We start from the raw sequence: 20,112 nt of genomic DNA, 5'->3' as shown, positions 1-20,112 counted from the left end.
GTGGCCGCCGCGGATCTGACCGGGACCGGGCCGCTGCGCAGGGGTACGGCCCTGGCGAGCACCTACCGCATCCAACTGCGGACGCCCGCGTCCGACCCGGACGGCCGCGGGTTCGTCCTGGCCGACGTCGAGGCCCTGGTCCCCTACCTCGCCGACCTCGGCGTGGGATCGGTGTACCTGTCGCCGATCCTCGAGGCCACCCCCGGATCGACCCACGGGTACGACGTGGTGGACCCGACCACGGTCGCAGCGGAGCTCGGCGGGATCAGCGCACTGCGGTCGCTGCGGGCGGCCTGCCGGGAGCACGACCTGGGCCTGGTGGTGGACATCGTCCCCAACCACCTGGGCGTGGACCGTCCGGCGGCGAACCGCTGGTGGTGGGACGCGTTGCGCCGGGGCCCGGAGTCGCCGTATTTCACGTACTTCGACTTCGACACCGAGCCCGCCAACGGGGCGGACGGCCGGATAGCGATCCCGGTGTTGGGTTCACCGGAGGACGTCGACCAGCTCGTCGTCGTCACCCCCACCGACACCGCCACAGACACCGACACCTCCGACACGGACGCTGCGGAGGCCGAGCTGCACTTCTACGACCATCGCTTCCCGGTGGCCCCCGGCACCGGGGGCGGGACCGCGCAACAGGTGCACGACCGCCAGCACTACCGGTTGGTCCACTGGCGGGAGCCGCTCCTGGGCTACCGGCGGTTCTTCACCGTGACCGGGCTGGCCGGGCTGCGCCAGGAGGACCCGGCGGTCTTCGACGCCACCCACGCCGAGGTGGCCCGCTGGTGCGAGGAGGATCTGGTCGACGGCATCCGGGTCGACCACCCCGACGGTCTCGCCGATCCCGTGGGCTACACCCGGCGGCTCCGCGGGCTGGCCGGCGAGGACCGGTGGCTGCTGGTGGAGAAGATCCTCGCGCCCGCCGAGGTGCTCGAACCCGCCATGCCCGTCGACGGGACCACGGGATACGACGCCCTCCGGCTGATCGACCAGATGCTGGTGGACCGGGGCGGACAAGCGCGGTTGACCGAGCTGGCCTCCCGGTACTGCGGCGGCCCCGGCGACGAGGAGCAGGTCCACGATCAGTCCGCCCGTCTCAAGCGGCAGATCGTCCTGGAGGACCTCGCCCCCGAACTGGGCCGCCTGACCCGCGCAGTGCGGCGTGAGGCCGCCCTCGGCAGGGAGCCGAGTGTCGTGACGGGTGGTGACGACGAGGAGGCCCTCCTCCGCGAGGCGTTGGTCTCGGTGATCGAGCGCACGCCCGCCTATCGCGCCGACTATCCCGTCCTCCGCGGGACCCTGCCCGCGATACTGGACGATCTGCACCGCGACCGCCCCGAACTGGCTCCCGTGCTGGGTCTCGTGGCCGGGGCTCTGGCCCGTGGTGCCGAGGCCTCGAGCCGGTTGGCGCAGGTGACCGGTGCGGCCACCGCCAAGGCCGAGGAGGACCGCCTGTTCTACCGGCTCGGCCGGCTGGTCTCGCTCAACGAGGTCGGCGGTTCACCGGGGCGGATGGGCATGCAGGTGGAGGCCTTCCACCTCGCGATGGCCGAACGCGCGCTCGCCTCCCCCCTGGCCATGACGGCGCTCAGCACCCACGACACCAAGCGGGGCGAGGACGTGCGCGCCCGGATCTCGGTCCTCTCCCAGCTGTCCGACGAGTGGGCGGATCTGGTCTCCGAGGTGTTCCGGACGTTCCCCCCGCCCGCCGAGGACGCGGGCTACTTCCTGCTCCAGGTGATCGTGGGGGTGTGGCCGGAGCGCGACGATCCCGCCGACGACCTGCGGTCCCGGCTGCACGACTACGCCGACAAGGCCCTACGTGAGGCCGCCGTGCACACCACCTGGACCGATCAGGACGCGGACTTCGAGTCCGCCGCCCACCGGTGGATCGACACCCTGCTCGACTCGGGCGGCGCGTTGCTCACCCCGTTCGTCGACCGCATCGCCCCCGCCGGGCGTGACAACTCGTTGATCGCCAAGGCGACACAACTGCTGTCCCCCGGGGTCCCCGACGTCTACCAGGGCACGGAGGTGTGGGAGGACTCGCTGGTCGACCCGGACAACCGCCGGTTCGTGGACTACGAGCCCCTGCGGTCCGGCGCGGTGGCCCGCGGCGGGCACCCCAAGTTCGCGCTGGTCCGTGAGGCACTGCGGATCCGGCGTGCGCATCCGGCGGCGATGGCGGCCGGCGCGCACGTCCCGCTTCCGGTGCGGGGGCCCGCCGCCGCCGACGTGGTGGCGTTCACCAGGTTCGTCGACGGGCGTGCGACGGTCGGCATGATCGCCAGGCGGCGCACCGCGGTGGTCGGGGCCGGCGAGTTCGGCGGAACCGAGGTCCTGCTCCCGGAGGGCACCTGGGTGGTTCGCCCGGACGGCTCGTCGATCTCCGGCCGGGTGGACGTCGGTGACCTGCTGGCCGTGTCGCCGGTCGTGCTGATCGTCCGCTCGGACGACTGACCGGCCCTACCCGCGGCCCTGGAGGCGGTCGGTCTCGCGTCGCTCTCGCTTGGTCGGCCGCCCCGCTCCCCTCTCCCTCCGGGGCTGTGAGGCCAGCACCTCCCTGGGAGGGGGCGGTGGCGAGTGATCGATGTAGCAGGTCACGGCCACGGGGGCGCCCACCCGTTTGTTGACCGTCCGGACCACCTCGAGGACGCGGATCCGACCGAGCGTGCCCGTCACCTGGACGCGATCTCCGGGCACGACGGCCTTCGACGGTGGCACCGCCTCCCCGTTGACCTTGACGTGCCCGCCGCGGCAGGCGGCCGCCGCCTTGGTCCGCGACGGGAACAGCCGCACCGACCACGTCCACGCGTCCACCCGCACTGCCATAGGGCGAGGATAGCGAGACCGGTCGTCGCTAACCGGTCGGGACACCGTCACGGGGTGTCCGCGCGGCGGCCAGCCGGGTCTCGAGCTCCCGCGCCGCCCGGAGCAGTCCGTCGGGGCCGAGGACGCGGAACCCGGCGTCGAAACGCACGACCGCGGCGATCACGCCGGCCCAGGACCACGACCCGAGCGTCACCCGGGTGGAGTGCGCCGACAGCGCCTCGACCTCGCCGTCGTGCACCCAGCGGGCCACGTCAATCACGGGGAGGTCGATCACGACCTCCCCGACGCACGGCCACGCGTCGTCGTGGGCGGACCCCTTCGACCGGCTCGCGAGGAATCCCGTCGCGGTGCCGGTCGGGATCCCCCTGGCCTCGAAGGCGGGCCCGGTGGGTAGTCGTGGGGTCATGCGATCCACCCGGAACGTCCGCCAGTCGTCCCTGTCCAGGTCCCACGCGACCAGGTACCAGCGTCCGTTCCGCGCCACCACCCCGTGCGGTTGTGTCCGCCGGGACGGTGAATCGGGGTCGCGGTAGCCGAAGCGCAGGGTCATCCTCCTCCGCACCGCCTCGCTGACGGCCTCCACGACGGCGGGGGTGACGCCGGTGGAGTCGACTCCGGTGGGGTGGGCTGAGTTGTCGAACCGGATCCCGTCGATCCGGTGCCGCAGTCGTGAGGGCATCACCTGTCGTACCGTCGCCAGCGCGCGGTGGTCTTATTCTCCCGGAAAAGAGGACACCCTGTGTCCTCGAGCCCCGACACGATGGAGCCGAGCGGCAGATCGCCGCGGATCCGGTCCCACCCGAGGGAGTCACCATGTCAGTCACCACCACCACACATCTCAACCTGCCCGGCACCGCACGGGAGGCGCTCGCGCACTACCAGCGCGCCTTCGGCGGCGAGGTGCACATCACGACCTATGGCGAGGTCGGGATGCCCCAGGACGCCCCGGACGCCGGGAAGGTGGTCTTCGGCCGCGTCACCGCGGACTGCGGCTTCAGCGTCATGGCGTACGTCATCCCCGGACGCGACGAGCCCTTCGGTGGTCTCACGACCCGCCAGAACGGCATGACGGTGACCGATCAGCCGTTCTTCGACTCCGTCAGCGTCAGCTCCCTCGGTGAGGCGGAGGGGTACTGGAGCGCACTCGCCGAGGGTGCGACGGTCATCGAGCCCCTCGCGGCGTCCGCGTGGAGCGCCGGCTTCGGGATGCTGACGGACCGGTTCGGCGTCACCTGGAGCGTGGACGTGGCCGGGAACCCGGCGGACTGATCCCACCGCGGTCACCCGGTTGCACGAAGGATCCGGCCGGGGCTCGGGACGGGCCCCGGCCGGGGGCCGCGTGCCCCCCGTGCGAGACTGACATCACAGTCCCGCACGACCTCCTGGAGGGCCCATGACCGACGCCGCCGCCACGCTCGAGCGGATCCTCGACGACCGCTACAGCTGCCGAGGATTCACGTCCGACCCCGTTCCCGAGGAGACGATCGACCGGATCCTGCAGATGGCCCAGCGCACGGCGTCCTGGTGCAACTCTCAGGCCTGGCAGGTCGACCTGGTGACCGGGCAGGCGACCGCCGAGTTCGGCAAGCACCTCACGGAGTACGTGTTGGCCAACGGGATGCGCTCGGACCTGCCGGCACCCGAGCGCTACGAGGGCGTGTACGGCGAACGGCGGCGGGCCAGCGGGTACGGCCTCTACACCGCGCTGGGCATCGAGCGCTCGGACAAGGAGGCACGGCTCACGCAGATGCTGGAGAACTACCGGTTCTTCGGCGCCCCGCACGTCGCGGTGATCACCTCGGACGCGGGCCTGGGCACCTACGGCGCGGTGGACTGCGGTGGCTATGTGGCGACGTTCCTCGCGGCGGCGTCCTCGCTGGGCGTGGCCACCTGCGCCCAGGCCGCGCTCGCGCTCTACTCGGACGGGGTCCGCGAGCACCTCGGGATCGGTGAGGACCGGCTGATCGTGTGCGGGATCGCCTTCGGCTACGCCGACCCCGAGCACCCCGCCAACACCTTCCGGGCCGATCGGGCGGATCTCACCGACGTGGTCCGCCGCCACGGCTGACCGGGGACGCCCACGGTCGATCCGGATCCGTCAGTACAGTTCGCGATTCTTGGGCTTGCCCGAGATGGCCTGGCGCACCTGGTTGCCTTTGTAGATCGCCACGATCCCGGCGAGGATCGCCACCACGGTGAAGAACGAGCTGGCGAACAACGCGATCGGCAGCGCCACCACGGTCACGCCCAGCGCGATCGCCGTGGTGCGCGCATCCTTGCGCACCTGCTGCTTCTGGACCTCGATCGAGTTCGGTTGGTAGGGCTGCATGCTCATACCGTCAGGATTCCATATCTCGGCACCGCACCGCGTTCTCGGTGGTCGCCACCCCTGCGGGTTGCCACTCGACCCCACCGGAGGTCCGGGTCGCCAGGATCGGCCCCAGCACCTCGAGCTCCCCGGCGACGGTCAACACCACCCGCCGGCCGTGGTCCACGCCGAGCACCCGCGCACCCGCCCCGCGGACTGCTCCCTCGAGGCCTCCCGCCACCGAGTGGTCGACCTCGGCACGCCACGCCGGCGTCCGCGTGACCTCCACGACCCGACCCGTCCGCCACGCCCGGTCGAGGGCGGCCGACACCGCGGAACCGTACGCCCGGACCAGACCGCCCGTGCCCAACCGGGTGCCGCCGAACCACCGCACGACCACCGCGCTCACCCCGGTGAGCCCACTGCCGCGCAGGACCTCCAGCATGGGGGTGCCGGCGGTTCCGGAGGGTTCGCCGTCGTCGTTCGAGCGCTCGATCCGGCTCGACCCCGGCACGTCCACCAGGAAGGCGCTGCAGTGGTGGCGCGCGGCCGGATGGGCACGGCGGAGGTCGGCGATCAGGTCGCGGGCGGCCTCCTCGTCGTCGCACCTCCTCACCACGGCGAGGAACCTCGAGCGCTTCTCCTCGTACTCGCCGGTGACGTCCGGGCCGGCGGCCAGCCTGAGCACACGTGTCCCGGGGTCGGTCATGGGACCAGTATCGCCGCCCCGCCCCCGGTGGTTTTCCCTACCCTGGGGGTGTGACCTTCCCGAGCAGTGACACGTTCTCCGTCTGGGCGCCGACAGCCGAGGCCGTCGGCCTGGTCCTGGACTCCGCCGACGCCGATCCGATCGCCATGCACCGCACCGCCGACGGCTGGTGGGCCTCGACCGTCGTCCGCGAGCAGGGCAGGGACTACGGGTTCGTGGTGACGGGCGACGACGGCGAGGTGAGCGACGCGCGTCCCGACCCGCGGTCGGCGCGTCAGCCCGACGGCGTGCACGGGCTCTCGCGGGTGCACCGGGTGGACGCGACGCGCTGGACCGACTCGGCCTGGACGGGTCGGCAACTGGCCGGGTCACTCCTGTATGAGATGCACGTGGGAACCTTCTCCCCCGGTGGCACCCTGACCAGCGCGATCGAGTACCTCGACGACCTGGTGGAGCTGGGCGTGGACATGGTCGAGGTGATGCCCGTCAACGCGTTCAACGGCGAGTACGGCTGGGGTTACGACGGGGTGGCGTGGTTCGCCGTGCACGAGCCGTACGGAGGACCGGACGCGTTCCAGCAGTTCGTGGACGCCTGCCACGCCCGCGGACTGGGAGTGTGTCTTGACGTGGTCTACAACCACCTCGGGCCGTCGGGGAACTACCTGCCCGAGTTCGGCCCGTACCTGTCCGCCGCCGACGGGCCGTGGGGATCGGGGCTCAACCTCGACGGCCGCCACTCGGGCGAGGTGCGCCGGTACATCATCGACAACGCCCTGCGCTGGTTCGACGAGTTCCACGTGGACGCCCTGCGCCTGGACGCGGTCCACGCCCTGCACGACGCCTCGGCCGTGCACCTGCTCGAGCAGCTGGCGGTGGAGGTCGAGTCCCTCTCCGCCCACCTCGGGCTACCGTTGTCGCTGATCGCGGAGTCGGACCAGAACGACCCCCGGTTGGTCACCGCGAGAGAGGGCGGCGGACTGGGCCTCACCGGACAGTGGGACGACGACGTGCACCACGCGGTCCACGCCGCGGTCTCCGGTGAACGCCAGGGCTACTACTCGGACTTCGGGTCACTCGAGTCACTCCGGCAGGTCCTCACCGGGGCGTTCCTCCACGCCGGGACGTGGTCGGCGTTCCGGGGGCGGGTCCACGGCCGCCCGCTGGATGTCGGACGGGTCCCGGGCAGCCGGTTCGTGGCGTACACGCTCACCCACGACCAGGTGGGCAACCGCGCCGCGGGTGACCGGCCCTCCGTGAACCTCTCACCCGCGCAGCAGCTGGCCAAGGCCGCGATCGTCCTGTGCTCCCCCTTCACGCCGATGCTGTTCCAGGGCGAGGAATGGGGCGCGCGTACCCCGTTCTGCTTCTTCACCTCGCACCCCGAGCCCGAGCTCGCCGACGCCGTGCGCCGGGGCCGGACCCGCGAGTTCGCCGAGATGGGATGGGACCCGGCCACGGTGGCCGACCCCCAGGACCCGGAGACGTTCCGGCGGTCGGTGCTGGACCGGTCCGAGCAGACCCGGGACCAGCACGCCGAGATCCTCCGGGGGTACCGCGCACTCATCGCCCTCCGGCGGGCCGAGCCCGAGCTGACCGATCCGTGGCTCGGGTCGGTCCGCGTGCGGTGCGGGGTCGAGGCCGACGACGGCCGCTGGCTGATCGTCCACCGCGGATCGCTCGCCCTGGTGGTGAACCTGGGAACCGAGCCGAGCAGGGTCCCGGTGGCCGGCGAGGCGGTGCTGGCCTCGGGGGCGGTGGTCGACGAGGACTCGGTCTTCTGTCAGGCGTTCGGGTTCGCGGTGGTGCGCACCCGCCCGGACACCGGGTAGACGGGCCTCAGGTCAGGTACTCGTACGCCGCGGTGCCGGGCTCGAGCCGCTCACAGTCGATCCGGGAGGCCTCCATCCGCTCGAGCAGGGAGTGCAGGCCCGTGGCGGAGCCGAGTTCGATACCCACGAGGGCGGCCCCGTACTCGCGGTTGTTGCGCTTGAGGTACTCGAACTGCGTGATGTCGTCCTCCGGACCCAGCACCTCGTCGAGGAATCGACGCAGTTGGCCGGGCTCCTGGGGGAACTTGACCAGGAAGTAGTGCTTCAGCCCCTGGTGCACCAACGAGCGTTCGATGATCTCGCTGTACCGCGAGACGTCGTTGTTACCGCCCGAGATGATGCAGACGACCGTCGCGCCCTCGTCGATCTCGAGCTGCTCGAGTGCGGTGACCGCCAGCGCGCCGGCGGGCTCGGAGATGATCCCCTCGTTCTGGTACAGCTCCAGCATCGCCGTACACACCGCACCCTCGTCCACGGTGAGGACCTGGATCCGCTCGGTCATCGACGAGATCACCCCGAACGGGAAATCCCCGAGCCGTGCCACCGACGCACCGTCGACGAAGGTGTCCACGGTGTCGAGGGTGACGGGCTCGCCCGCCTCGAGAGCCCGGGTCAGAGAGGGCGCTCCCGCGGGTTCCACCGCGATGATCTTGCAGTCGGGCGCGTACTCCGCCAGGTAGGTGGCGAGCCCGCCCACCAGACCGCCGCCGCCGACCGGCACCACCACCGCATCGGGGACCCGGTCGAGCTGCGCCAGGATCTCCGCCGCGATGGTTCCCTGACCGGCCATGGTGTCCGGGTGGTCGAACGGCGGGACCATCGTGGCACCGGTCCGCTCGGCGTCCGCGCGGGCGGCGGTCTGGGCCGCGTCGAAGTTGACGCCGGTGACCACCAGCTCCACCCAGTTGCGTCCGTGGGCGAGGATGCGGTCCCGCTTCTGCTTGGGGGTGTTGGTGGGGACGTAGATGCGGCCGTTGATCCCGAGGCTGCGGCAGGCGAAGGCGACGCCCTGGGCGTGGTTGCCCGCACTCGCCGTCACCACGCCCGCGCTGCGCTCGTCGCCGGTCAGCTGCGACATCAGGTTGTAGGCGCCACGGATCTTGTACGACCGGACGGCCTGCTGGTCCTCGCGCTTGAGCAGGATGGTCGCGCCGGTCTGCTCGCTCAACCGCTCGCTCTGGTGCAGTTCGCTCGCGAGGATCACGTCGCCGATGCGGCGGGCGGCGATGTCGATGTCGTCTGGGGTCACTACCTGGGTCGCGGCGGAGTCGGTGACGGTCACGACGACCAGTGTCCCACCGTGCGGTCCGTCACCGCCAACTGGTCATCCGGTGAGACAACCCGGCCCGAGCAGCGCCTTGAGATCCCCCATGAGCGAGGAGGACGTCTCCACCCGCAGATGGTCGTCCAGTCGCAACACCGTCGAGGAGTTCCCGTTGACCAGCCGCAGGTGGACGTCGGAGGGTCCGGGGTGTCGGCCGAGCACCTGTTTGAGGGCGGTGACGGTCTCGATGGTGCACATCCGGGTGGGCAGGGTCAGCGCCAGCGGGGCGCCGTTGCCGCCCACGACCAGGTCCGGCACCTCGAGGGTGTCGCCGAACACCGACACCCGGTCCTCGCGGATGTTGATGCGCGCCTTGACCAGGACGACCGCGTCCTCGGCGATGTCCAGCGCCGCGAGCCGGTACGTCTTGGGGAAGAAGAGCACCTCGACGCTCCCGTTGAAGTCCTCGATGGTCACGATCGCCCACGGTTCGCCGTTCTTGTTGACCCGCCGGTCCACACCGGAGATGATCCCGCCGATGGTCACCGCGGTGCCGTGCGCGAGCTCGCCCTCGTGGATGGTGGCGATCGACGTGTCGGTCTTGGCGGCGAGCGCGGACTCCAACCCGTCGAGCGGGTGGCCCGAGACGTACAGACCGAGCATCTCCCGCTCGAGCGCCAGCTTCTGCTTGATCTCCCATTCCTCGTCGGGCACGCGGACCGCGAAGACGTCGCTGAAGGCGGAGGCGCCTCCCGTCTCGTCCGTGTCCGCCCCGCCGAAGAGGTCGAACTGGCCCACCGCCTCGGCCTTCTTGGTGGACATCACCGACTCGACGGCGTCGGCGTGGACCAGGAACAGTCCCTTGCGGGGGTGCCCCAGGGAGTCGAACGCGCCGGCCTTGATCAGCGATTCCGTGACCTTCTTGGTGCACGCGGTCTGGTCGATCTTGGCCAGGTAGTCGGAGAAGTCGGTGAACGCCCCCTTCTCCGTACGGGCGGCCACGACGGAGTCCACGACGTGCGAACCGACGTTGCGGACCGCACCCATACCGAACCGGATGTCCGTGCCCACCGAGGCGAAGTTGGTGAGCGACTCGTTGACGGACGGCGGCAGGACCCGGATCCCCATCTGCCGGCAGTTGGACAGGTACAGCGCGGCCTTGTCCTTGTCGTCACCCACGGAGGTGAGCAGGGCGGCCATGTACTCCGCCGGATAGTTGGCCTTGAGGTAGCCGGTCCAGAAGGACACCAGCCCGTAGCCGGCCGCATGGGACTTGTTGAACGCGTACGAGGCGAAGGGCTCGATGGTCCCCCACAGGGCGTCCACGGCCTCCTTGGAGAAACCGCGTTCGAACATTCCGCCCGAGAACTTCTCGTACTCGGCGGCCAGGACCTCGGCCTTCTTCTTGCCCATGGCCTTGCGGAAGCCGTCGGCCTCACCGGCGGTGTATCCCGCGAGCTCGCGGGAGATGGCCATGATCTGCTCCTGGTACACGATCAGACCGTGGGTCTCGCCGAGGATCACCCGGAGCGGCTCCTCCAGCTCCGGGTGGATCGGCACCAGCTCCTGCTTGCCGTTCTTGCGGTCGGCGTAGTTCCAGTGCGTCCCCATCCCCATGGGGCCGGGCCGGTACAGCGCGAGGGCGGCCACGATGTCGTTGAAGCCGGTCGGCTTCATGCGCTTGAGCAGCTCACGCATGCCACCGGAGTCCAGCTGGAACACGCCGAGGGTGTCGCCGCTGGCCAGCAGGTCGTAGGTCGCCTGGTCATCGGTGCTGAGCGTGTCGAGGTCGATCTCCTCGCCACGGTTGGACTTGATGTTCTCCAGGCAGTCGCCGATCACCGTGAGGTTGCGCAGGCCCAGGAAGTCCATCTTGAGCAGGCCGATGTCCTCACACGAGGGGTAGTCCCACCCGGTGATCAGGGCCCCGTCCTGCGCTCGCTTCCACATGGGGATCACGTCGAGCAGCGGCTCGGAGGACATGATCACCGCGCACGCGTGGACACCCGCCTGGCGGACCATTCCCTCCAGTCCGCGGGCCGTGTCGTAGATCCGCTTGACGTCGGGGTCGGTCTCGATGAGCTGGCGGACCTCCGAGGCCTCGCCGTACCGCTCGTGCTTGGGGTCGGTGATGCCCGACAGGGGGATGTCCTTGGCCATGACCGCCGGCGGCAGGGCCTTGGTGATCCGGTCGGCGATCGCGTACCCGGGCTGGCCGAAGTTCACGCGCGCGGCGTCCTTGATGGCGGCCTTGGTCTTGATGGTGCCGAACGTGATGACCTGGGCGATCTTGTCTGCGCCCCACTTGTCGCTGGCGTAGCGGATCATCTCGCCGCGCCGGCGGTCGTCGAAGTCGATATCGATATCGGGCGCGGACGGGCGCTCCGGGTTGAGGAACCGCTCGAACAGCAGTCCGTGCTCGATCGGGTCGATATTGGTGATCTTGAGCGCGTACGCCACCAGCGCACCCGCCGCGGACCCTCGACCCGGGCCGACCTTGATCCCGATGGAGCGGGCGTACTCGATGAGGTCACCGACCACGAGGAAGTACCCGGGGTACCCCTTGCCCTTGATCACCTCGAGCTCGAACTCCGCGCGGTCCAGGTACTCCTGCGGAACCCCCGCGGGGAAACGCCACTGCAGGCCCTTGTGGACCTCGCGGGCGAGCCAGGAGTCCTCCGTCTCCCCCGCAGGCACGGGGAACTTGGGCATCCGGTCCTTGGGCGCCCAGATCTCGTCGTACGGCTGGACGCGTTCGGCGATCCACAACGTGTTGTCGCATCCACCCGGGACCTCGGTATCCCACTGGGCACGCATCTCGGCCGCGGACTTGAGGAAGTACCCGTCGCCGTCGAACTTGAAGCGGTTCTCGTCGGCGAGGGTCTTGCCCGTCTGCACGCAGAGCATCGCCTCGTGCGCGTGGGACTGCTCGCGGGTGACGTAGTGGCAGTCGTTCGTCACCAGCGGCGGCATGCCCATGTCCCTGCCGAGCTTGAGCAGGTCCTCACGGACCCGCCGCTCGATGTCGATCCCGTGGTCCATGAGCTCCAGGAAGAAGTTGTCCTTCCCGAAGATCGACTGCCACTTCTCGGCCGCCTCGTAGGCCTCCTTGTGGTGGCCCAGGCGCAGTCGGGTCTGGATCTCGCCGGAGGGGCACCCGGAGGTGGCGATGATCCCCTCGGAGTGCTCGGCCAGGATCTCGGCGTCCATCCGGGCCCACTTGCCCAGCTGTCCCTCGTAGGAGGCCAGCGAGGACAGCAGGAACAGGTTGCGCAGGCCGGTCGCGTTCTCGGCGACCATGGTCATGTGGGTGTAGGCACCCGAACCCGCGACGTCGTCACCCTTCTGGTGTTTCTCACCCCACAGCACGCGCTTCTTGTTGAACCTCGACTCGGGTGCGACGTACGCCTCGATGCCGATGATCGGCTTGATCCCGGTCTTGACGGCCTGCTTGTAGAAGTCCGAGGACCCGTACATGTTGCCGTGGTCGGTCATGCCCACCGCGGGCATCCCGAGCCTGGAGGCCTCGGCGAACATCGGGTTGATCTGCGCCATCCCGTCGAGCATCGAGAACTCGGTGTGATTGTGCAGATGCACGAACTGGGATCCGCCCACGCAGCATTCCTCCTACGGCTTGTCCGGCCCAGTGTAGGTCGGTTATCCGACACGACCCGAAACGCCAGCACGCGTCCGGCGGCGTGACCGTCCCGCCAGCGTGAACGCGATCACCGCCACCCAGATCAACGCGAAGCCCGTCCACTGGACGGCGTCCAGTCGCTCCCCGACCACCAGGATCCCCCAGGCCATCTGCAGGACCGGGATGATGTACTGCAGCATCCCGACGGTGGCCAGGGGTATCCGCTGGGCGGCCACGGCGAACAACAGCAACGGCACCACGGTCACCAGGCCCGAGGTGGCGAGCAACGCCGCGTGCCCCGCCCCGTGTCCGGTGAACGTGCCCGCGCCGGTCGCGCCCAGCCACACCAGAACGGCGAGCGCGACCGGCGCGATGAGCAGCACCTCCCCGGTCATCCCCACCACCGGGTCCACCCGGAGCTTCTTCTTGAAGACCCCGTACAGGCCGAAACTCGTCGCCAGGAGCACCGAGAGGTACGGGAAGTGTCCGTACCCCACGGTGAGAACCCCCACCGCGACGACGGCGAGGGCCACCGCGAACACCTGGGGACGGTTCAGCCGTTCGCGGAACACCACGACTCCCAGGAGCACGCTCACCAGGGGGTTGATCGTGTATCCCAGGGCCGCCTCGGTGACCCGCTCGGAGTTGACCGTGTGGACGTACACACCCCAGTTCACGGTGATGAACGCGGCGGCGCCGGCGATCCGCGCCCACGAGAGGCGGTCGAGCGCCCACAGCTCCCGCCACCGTCGCATGACGGTGAGCACCAGCGCCATGATCACCAGCGACCACACGATGCGGTGGCCCACGATCTCGACCGCACCGGCGGGCTCGAGCAGCGGGAAGAACGCGGGGAAGAAGCCCCAGAGCGTGTACGCCAGGACCCCGGCGAGCATCCCGAGCGCCACCGACCGGTCGGCGGGATCCCGCCCGCGGAGCTCCCCTCCCCGCTCGGTCATCCGCACCACCCCGGCACCCGCGCGCTCACGCCGACGGCACGGGGGCGTCGTCGGGGAGGGGGAACGCGGCGTCGACCTGCTGGGGCTGGAGCGGGCGGACGGCGAAGCGCTCCCACACGGCGTCTGCGGGCAGTGCCTCGACCGCCCGCACCCACGGCTGACCGGCCACGGACCGGAGCTGCGCCGGCGTGCCCCGGGCGAGCAGACCGATGATCGCCGGTGCCCCGGATCGGATCCTCGACACGGTGAGCGCGGCGGTCGCGGCCGCGCGGTCGGCGTCGGGTGGGGCCTGGGCCCCGGGGCCGACGGGGAGGTCGCCGTCCAGACGCTCCACCACGTCGCGGAGGCCGCGGTCGAACACCGGCTCTCGGCCCGACTCCCCCGCCACCGGCTCGGCCAGTGTCACCCCGGTCACCGGCATGGCGACGCCCTCGACCGGAACCTGGACGTAGAGCCCCGAGACGCGCGGCAGCCCCCGGACCACGGCGGCCGCCTCGGGCACGGTCCACGCCCGGTCGGCGGACACCAGGGCCCAGCGGTGGTCGTCTGCTCCGGTGGCGGGGTCCTCGTCGTCGTCACCCAGGGAGCTCGCGGCACGCGCCAGGTAGTCGTCGACCACCTCGCCGTTCTCGGGGCCCAGCGCGTCGCTCATCACCCCGGGGCTGCGCGGGAGCTCGGTGCGCAGCGCGGTGAGGACGGCGACCAACGCCAGGACGATCACCACCCCGACACCCGCGATCCTGAGGACCCGCAGGCCGGCCGATCGGGGGGTCGTCCGACCGGTGCCCCGGGGCCTGCTCACGCCGCGCGGAGGGCGTCCAGCGCGTGCTGGAGGTCATCGGGGTACGAGCTCGCGAAGTCCACGCGCTCACCGGTGCCCGGGTGGTCGAACCCGAGCCCCACCGCGTGGAGCCACTGCCGCTCCAACCCGAGCCGCCTCGCCAGCACCGGATCGGCGCCGTAGGTCAGGTCCCCCGCGCACGGGTGGTGCAGGGCGGAGAAGTGCACCCGGATCTGGTGGGTGCGCCCGGTCTCCAGCTTCACCTCGACCAGCGTCGCGGCCTGGTGCGCCTCGAGCGTGTCGTAGTGGGTGATCGAGTGCTTGCCGTCGGAGGTGACCGCGAACCGCCAGTCGTTGGAGGTGTGGCGGCCGATGGGGGCGTCGATGGTCCCGGACAGCGGATCGGGGTGTCCCTGGACCAGCGCGTGGTAGGTCTTGTCGACCGTGCGGTCGCGGAACGCCCGCTTGAGGAGCGTGTACGCGCGCTCGGAGGCCGCGACCACCATCAGGCCGGAGGTGCCCACGTCGAGGCGGTGGACGATCCCCTTGCGCTCCGACGGCCCCGAGGTGGAGATGCGGTACCCGGCGGCCGCCAGCCCCCCGATCACGGTGGGGCCGGTCCAGCCCACGGAGGGGTGGGCGGCCACGCCGACGGGTTTGTCGACGACGACGAGGTCGGCGTCGGAGTAGATGACCGACATCCCCTCCACCGGCTCGGCGACCACCGCCGGTTCGGCCCGCGGGTCGGGCATCTCGACCTCGATCCACGACATCCCGGTGAGCTTGTCGGACTTGCCCACGGCCCGGCCGTCGATCAGCACCTTGCCCTCGCCGGCGAGGTCGGCGACCGCGGTCCGGGAGATCCCGAGCAGGCGGGAGACGCCCGCATCCACCCGCATCCCGTCGAGACCGTCCGGGACGGGGAAGGTGCGCAGCTCACCCATGCGTTCCGCCCACGGTGTCGCCGCCGTCCCCGCCGTCACGACGCTCCGTCGCGGCGGAGTCCTCCGCCACCAACCCACGCGAGCCGTCGAACTCCACGCCCCTGAACACGGCGACGGCCACCACGATCACGCCGACGACCAGACTCGAGTCGGCCACGTTGAACACCGGCCACCACCCGACCGAGACGAAGTCCACCACGTGTCCGCGCAGCACCCCGGGCGAGCGGATGTACCGGTCGACGAGATTCCCGGCGGCACCACCCAGGATCAACCCGAGTCCCCACGCCCACCACCGCGAGTGGACCCGGCGCGAGAACCACAGCAATCCCAGCACGACCAGTGTCGCCACGATGCTCAGGACGACGGTCGAGTCGGTCCCCATCGAGAAGGCCGCCCCGGGGTTGCGCAGGAGGAGCAGTCGTACGGTGTCGCCGACGATCCGGATCGGGTCCTGTCCCTCGAGTCCCCACACCGCAAGGGCCTTGGTCACCTGGTCCGCCGTCACGATCACCGCGGCGATCATCAGCATGACCACCGGCCCCGCCCTGAAATAGCCGGCACCGGCACCGCCGGGCGTCGTCCCCGTGGCGTCGGACCGCGTCCCGTTGGTCTCCGTCATGCGGTCCAGTATCCCTGATCCCCCGGCGGGGCCGGGTGGCCCGGTGGGTGGACCCTCTAGGATCGGGGGTCGTGAACCCCCGAACACCCCGTGCCTCCGGCCCTTCCCGACCCACGCGAGGCGGTCGCCGACTCCTCGTCACCGCGCTGGCCGCTGCGCTCGTGGCCTCCACGGCCGCGTGCTCGGACGGCGGGGACTCCCCCGGGGACGCGGCGGTCAGCGCGCAGGAGGACCAGGGCCTGGAGCCGGCGGTGGAGGTGGACCCCGGCCCCGCCCCGACGGTCGAGCTCCTCGACGAGGGCTCCGGGGACCTGAGGGTGTTGGCCTACGCCCCCTCGCGTGAGCCCGTGACCGTCGCCGTCACCAGGTCCGCGACGTCTCGCACGACCGTGCCGGGCTCGGAGCCGAGGATCGACGAGACCCCCGAGCAGACGTTGACCGTCGAGGGAGAGTCGGAACCGGATGTCGACGGCGCCCAACGGGCCACCGTCACGGCTCTGGACTTCACGTCCGTGGACGAGCTCCGCTCGGCCCAGTTCGCCACCGCACCCGGCTTCGCGGTCACCTGGACCCGCAGTGCGGACGGCATCGTCCGCGGACTCTCGCTGGAGGCCCCCGCCACCGCGACGGATGCCGCGCGGGCGGGGGTGGAGATCACGGCCAACGCCGTGTCCGACGCGACCGTCGCGTGGCCGACGGAGGCGATCGGTGTGGGGGCCCGATGGACCGTCACCCGGGCCGTCGACGACGCGGTGGCGCCGGAGCGGGCCGTCACCTACGAGCTGACCGCCCTCGACGGCGACGTGGCGACCGTGACCGTGGAGGTCGGGGCGCCCGACACCGCCGCGACCCTGGACGCCCCGGCGCCCGACGGAGGCCCGGGCGTCACGCTGGAGGTCGAGGCGTACGAGGTCACGGGGTCGGGAGAGCTGACGGTGGACCTCCGGGCGCCGGTGCCCGTGGACGGAACGACCGAGTCCTCGACGCGGGCCGTGTACGTGGACCCGGATTCGGGCCGACGCACGACCTACGAGGAGGACTCGGTGCTGGACTTCCGCCGCGCGGGCTAGGACCCGGCGACACCCGGGGAGATCACGCGACCTGGCAGGTCGCCGGCGGCTCGAGCCCGGCGTTGGTGATGAGCGCGCAGGCGAAGGACTGCTGCAGCTGCCACTGGCCACCCTGCTGGATGAACTGCGCCTGGACGTTGATGTCCTCCTGGCCGGGCTGCATGATCACCGCGTTGGCGATGAGCGTGCCGGGGATGTCGCCCTCGGCGGCACCCGTGATGGTCACGTCGGCGCCCTGCTCGGCCTTGAGGGCGGCGATCTGGTCGAAGAGCTCGGGCGCCTCGGCGCCGCCCTCGACCAGGTCGACCTTCTCCTCCAGCGGCACCGCCGGGTCGGAGGCCCGGGCGAGCAGCTGGGTCAGCTCCTCGGCGGTGGGCACGGCGGCGACCTCCTGCTCGGTGGCCGTGGGCGCCGGTGCCGTCTCGCGCCCTCCGTCGTCGTCCCCGCCGCACGCGGCGAGTCCGCCCAGGGCGAAGGCGGACAGGGAGACTGCGGCGATGGTCCGTCGAAGACTCACGCATGGTCCTTTCGTCGTGATGTGCAGCTGTCGGGCCGTTCACCGGCCCAACGGGTACCGGTGCGCCATTGTTCCACCGACCACGGCCCGGGTGGTTGACGACCGGTCCCGAGCCCACCACTGTGGACCGGGTGACCAGCGTCGAGACCAGCACCGATACCCCCCACGTCGTGATCTGCACCACCGGCGGCACGATCACCGCCTCCACGGTGCCGGGAGGGGTGGTGGTGGCGGGCGACTCGGACGTCGCCACACGGGCCATGCTGGACGGGCTCCGGGCCGTGTTGCCCGCCTCCATACGCGTGAGCGCGCGGGCCGTGCTGGACGCCGACTCGTCCACCTTCGGCCCCGCGGAGTGGGACCGCCTGGTCGACGCGGTCACCGGCGCCCTCGCCGATCCGGGCGTGACCGGCGTGGTGGTGGCCCACGGGACGGACACCCTGGAGGAGTCGGTCATGGCGCTGGACCTGCACCACACCGATCCCCGCCCGGTGGCGGTGACCGGTGCCCAGCTGCCCGCCGACCACCCCGAATCCGACGGCCCCGCGAACCTCCTCGACGCGGTGCTGCTCGCGGCCGACCCGGTCTCCCGCGGCCTCGGTGTCCTGGTGGTGCTGGGACGGGCGATCCTCCAGGCCCGGGGGGTGCGCAAGTGGCACACCACGGAGCCCGTCGCCTTCGCCCGCAACGCCCCGGACCTCCCCGTCGAGGGCCTGCCGCCGGAACTCGAACGACCCACGCTCACCGGCCGGGCCCGTTTCTCCGGCACCCGGGTGGACGTGGTCTCCTGCCCGCCCGGGTCCGACGCCGTGGCGTTGCGGGCCTGCGTCGACGCCGGAGCCCGCGGGCTCGTGCTCGAGGGGACCGGGTCCGGCAATCTCCCGCCACTGGTCGCCGAGGCCGTCGCGGACCTGGCCTCGACGCGCCCGGACATCGTGGTGGCGACCTCGACGCGCGTGCCGCGGGGCGAGGCGACGCCCACGTACTCGGGGCCCGGCGGCGGCGCCGAGCTCGCCAGGCGGGGCGTGTTGAGCTGCGGGTACCTTCGCTCTGCCCAGGCACGGGTCCTGCTCACCGCGCTGCTCTCGCTCGCCGACGCCGACGAGGTCCGCACCCAGTGGTCCAGGTACCACCTCTACAGCTGAGGCGACCGGGCCGGGATCACCACCCGAGCGAGTCGAGCGGATCGGCGAGCTCGAGATCGGGGTCGTCCTCGGCGAAGGTCCGCATCCTCCCGGGCCCGGTGACCGCCGTCTCGAACCGGACCGACACCCGGCCGTGGCCGGAGCCCTGGACCCAGCCGTGGCCGAACTCGGGATGACGCACGTCCGACCCCGTGCGGAATCTCTCCTCCAGCCCCTGACGCCACGCCCCGATCGCCGGCGGCGCGTGGAGTCCGTCGTCCGCGGCCGATGACGCCCCTCCCCCGACCGCGGTCTCGTCGTCGTCGGTGGTGACGGTGGTCCCGACGCCGACGATGTCGGGGAGGTCCTCGAACTCGTCGTGGGCGGGGACATGCCGCGCACCGGGGAGGAACTCCTGCTCGAACAGCGCGTCCTGGTGGATCTCGGTGAGTCCCGACAGGCCCACGCCCAGTAGCCGGATCGCGCCGAAGTCCAGGGGATCGGGAGCCAGGGACCGGGCCACGGCGACGATGGTCTCCAGCGACGTCGTGCCCGCCGGCAGGGTGTACGAGCGCGTGATCGACGTGAAGTCCGTGCGCTTGACCTTGACCGTCACCGTCCGGGCCGCGCGGCCGTCCCCCAGGAGTCGCCGGTGTGCGCCCTCCGCGGACCTGCGCACCGCCACGGCCACCTGGCCGGCGGTCGTGAGATCCGCCGCGAACGTGCTCTCGGCGCTGATCTGCTTGGCTTCCGCCCGCTCGTGCACCGGCCGGTCGTCGTACCCTCGCGCGATCCGGGCGATCGCCGGCCCCACGGTCCTCCCGAGGGCGTGGACCACGTCGTCGTCGTCCATCGCGGCCAGATCTCCGATGGTCGAGATCCCGAACTGGGACAGCCGCTCCCCCGCCACCGGCCCCACACCCCACAGGCTCCGGACCGGGAGCGGATACAGGACCTCGGCGTGATCGCGGCGCGGCACCACCGCGACCCCGTCCGGCTTGGCCAGCTCGGAGGCGATCTTGGCGTACTGCTTGCCCGCGCCCGCCCCCACCGAGGCCGGCAGACCCGTGGCCTCACGAATCGCCGCCCGCAGGTCCTGCGCCCACCGGCGGGTCCGCTCGGGGTCGGCGCCCCGCAGCTCCGGCGGTTCGAGGAACGCCTCGTCCACCGACACCTGCTCGACCACCGGCGCGTGCTCGGCGAACACCTCGAACACCCGGCGACTCAACGCCCGGTACACCGCCATCCGGGGGAAGACGAACACGGCCGAGGGGCCCACGAGCCGCCGGGCCTGGTGCGAGGGCATGGCCGAGCGGGCGCCGCGGGCCCGCGCCTCGTACGAGCACCCCGCGACCACACCGCGGCCCCCCACCCCTCCCACGAGCACCGGCCGACCCCGCAGGGTCGGCCGGGTGAGCTGCTCGCAGGACGCGAAGAAGGCGTCCATGTCCACGTGCAGGACCCAGCGGTCCTGCCCGTCAGCCATGCCGACTCCCGTCTCGGCTCAGGACCGGCC

The 20,112-nt window shown here is 71.5% G+C and carries 18 protein-coding genes; 6 read left to right on the top strand and 12 right to left on the bottom strand.

Features of this window, described 5'->3' with window-relative positions; genetic code table 11:
- Positions 1–2,463 carry a malto-oligosyltrehalose synthase gene (gene treY / locus ABD250_RS08915; RefSeq protein WP_182658277.1) on the top strand — a complete coding sequence of 821 codons (2,463 nt, stop codon included), beginning with the start codon at positions 1–3 and terminating at the stop codon, positions 2,461–2,463.
- Positions 2,464–2,469: 6 nt separating this feature from the next.
- Here treY and ABD250_RS08910 read toward each other — a convergent pair whose 3' ends face one another.
- Together ABD250_RS08910 and ABD250_RS08905 are read right to left on the bottom strand one after the other, a co-directional pair.
- On the bottom strand, positions 2,470–2,835 hold the full coding sequence (locus tag ABD250_RS08910; RefSeq protein WP_179525090.1) for an RNA-binding S4 domain-containing protein: 366 nt from the start codon (positions 2,833–2,835) through the stop codon (positions 2,470–2,472).
- 28 nt (positions 2,836–2,863) lie between these two features.
- The gene (locus ABD250_RS08905) at positions 2,864–3,514 is read right to left on the bottom strand and encodes a helix-turn-helix transcriptional regulator (RefSeq protein WP_182658276.1); all 651 of its coding nucleotides are present in this window, start codon (positions 3,512–3,514) and stop codon (positions 2,864–2,866) included.
- Positions 3,515–3,648: 134 nt separating this feature from the next.
- On the opposite strand from ABD250_RS08905, the gene ABD250_RS08900 reads away from it, so the two are divergent.
- Positions 3,649–4,104: a VOC family protein gene (locus ABD250_RS08900; protein ID WP_182658275.1), complete on the top strand. Its 456-nt coding sequence runs from the start codon at positions 3,649–3,651 to the stop codon at positions 4,102–4,104.
- 124 nt (positions 4,105–4,228) lie between these two features.
- Positions 4,229–4,903, top strand: coding sequence for a nitroreductase (locus ABD250_RS08895; protein WP_179525087.1), 675 nt, complete (start codon positions 4,229–4,231; stop codon positions 4,901–4,903).
- A 30-nt stretch (positions 4,904–4,933) separates the two neighbouring features.
- On the opposite strand, the gene ABD250_RS08890 is transcribed toward ABD250_RS08895, so the two are convergent.
- Both ABD250_RS08890 and ABD250_RS08885 read right to left on the bottom strand, forming a co-directional pair.
- Positions 4,934–5,170, bottom strand: a complete 237-nt coding sequence (locus tag ABD250_RS08890) for a hypothetical protein (RefSeq protein ID WP_179525086.1) — start codon at positions 5,168–5,170, stop codon at positions 4,934–4,936.
- A gap of 4 nt (positions 5,171–5,174) precedes the next feature.
- A complete protein-coding gene (locus ABD250_RS08885; RefSeq protein ID WP_182658274.1) occupies positions 5,175–5,852 on the bottom strand; it encodes an IMPACT family protein in 678 nt (225 codons plus the stop codon).
- A 50-nt stretch (positions 5,853–5,902) separates the two neighbouring features.
- On the opposite strand from ABD250_RS08885, the gene treZ reads away from it, so the two are divergent.
- Entirely contained in the window at positions 5,903–7,681 is a 1,779-nt protein-coding gene (gene treZ, locus ABD250_RS08880) for a malto-oligosyltrehalose trehalohydrolase (RefSeq protein ID WP_182658273.1), read from the top strand.
- 7 nt (positions 7,682–7,688) lie between these two features.
- Here the strand turns inward: treZ and ilvA are convergent, their stop codons facing one another.
- From ilvA to lspA, 6 genes are read right to left on the bottom strand one after another with little or no spacing between them, the layout of a single operon-like run.
- Positions 7,689–8,963 carry a threonine ammonia-lyase IlvA gene (gene ilvA / locus ABD250_RS08875; protein WP_179525083.1) on the bottom strand — a complete coding sequence of 425 codons (1,275 nt, stop codon included), beginning with the start codon at positions 8,961–8,963 and terminating at the stop codon, positions 7,689–7,691.
- A gap of 42 nt (positions 8,964–9,005) precedes the next feature.
- Positions 9,006–12,560 carry a DNA polymerase III subunit alpha gene (dnaE, locus tag ABD250_RS08870; protein WP_182658272.1) on the bottom strand — a complete coding sequence of 1,185 codons (3,555 nt, stop codon included), beginning with the start codon at positions 12,558–12,560 and terminating at the stop codon, positions 9,006–9,008.
- A 42-nt stretch (positions 12,561–12,602) separates the two neighbouring features.
- Positions 12,603–13,541, bottom strand: coding sequence for an EamA family transporter RarD (gene rarD, locus ABD250_RS08865; RefSeq protein ID WP_182658271.1), 939 nt, complete (start codon positions 13,539–13,541; stop codon positions 12,603–12,605).
- A 25-nt stretch (positions 13,542–13,566) separates the two neighbouring features.
- Positions 13,567–14,343, bottom strand: a complete 777-nt coding sequence (locus tag ABD250_RS08860; protein ID WP_259845768.1) for a hypothetical protein — start codon at positions 14,341–14,343, stop codon at positions 13,567–13,569.
- Positions 14,340–15,266, bottom strand: coding sequence for an RluA family pseudouridine synthase (locus ABD250_RS08855; protein ID WP_182658847.1), 927 nt, complete (start codon positions 15,264–15,266; stop codon positions 14,340–14,342). The genes ABD250_RS08860 and ABD250_RS08855 overlap by 4 nt, the downstream gene beginning before the upstream one ends.
- Positions 15,259–15,885 (bottom strand): signal peptidase II, encoded by a 627-nt coding sequence (lspA, locus tag ABD250_RS08850; RefSeq protein ID WP_182658845.1) that lies wholly within the window; start codon positions 15,883–15,885, stop codon positions 15,259–15,261. Before lspA ends, ABD250_RS08855 begins: the two co-directional genes overlap by 8 nt.
- Positions 15,886–15,956: 71 nt before the next feature.
- Here lspA and ABD250_RS08845 point away from each other — a divergent pair, with 71 nt between their 5' ends.
- Positions 15,957–16,955: a hypothetical protein gene (locus tag ABD250_RS08845; RefSeq protein ID WP_182658846.1), complete on the top strand. Its 999-nt coding sequence runs from the start codon at positions 15,957–15,959 to the stop codon at positions 16,953–16,955.
- A 22-nt stretch (positions 16,956–16,977) separates the two neighbouring features.
- Here ABD250_RS08845 and ABD250_RS08840 read toward each other — a convergent pair whose 3' ends face one another.
- The gene (locus ABD250_RS08840) at positions 16,978–17,472 is read right to left on the bottom strand and encodes a WKL family lipoprotein (protein ID WP_179525078.1); all 495 of its coding nucleotides are present in this window, start codon (positions 17,470–17,472) and stop codon (positions 16,978–16,980) included.
- Between the two features lie 131 nt (positions 17,473–17,603).
- On the opposite strand from ABD250_RS08840, the gene ABD250_RS08835 reads away from it, so the two are divergent.
- Positions 17,604–18,617, top strand: a complete 1,014-nt coding sequence (locus ABD250_RS08835; RefSeq protein ID WP_259845772.1) for an asparaginase — start codon at positions 17,604–17,606, stop codon at positions 18,615–18,617.
- A gap of 16 nt (positions 18,618–18,633) precedes the next feature.
- On the opposite strand, the gene ABD250_RS08830 is transcribed toward ABD250_RS08835, so the two are convergent.
- Positions 18,634–20,082, bottom strand: coding sequence for a DNA polymerase IV (locus ABD250_RS08830; RefSeq protein ID WP_259845779.1), 1,449 nt, complete (start codon positions 20,080–20,082; stop codon positions 18,634–18,636).
- Positions 20,083–20,112 lie beyond the last annotated feature (30 nt).

Source organism: Dietzia cercidiphylli (genome assembly GCF_039531545.1).
Taxonomy (GTDB): Bacteria; Actinomycetota; Actinomycetes; order Mycobacteriales; family Mycobacteriaceae; genus Dietzia; species Dietzia natronolimnaea.
The sequence above is the reverse complement of the archived record's forward strand: the minus strand, read 5'-3'. Positions and strand labels throughout refer to the sequence as shown.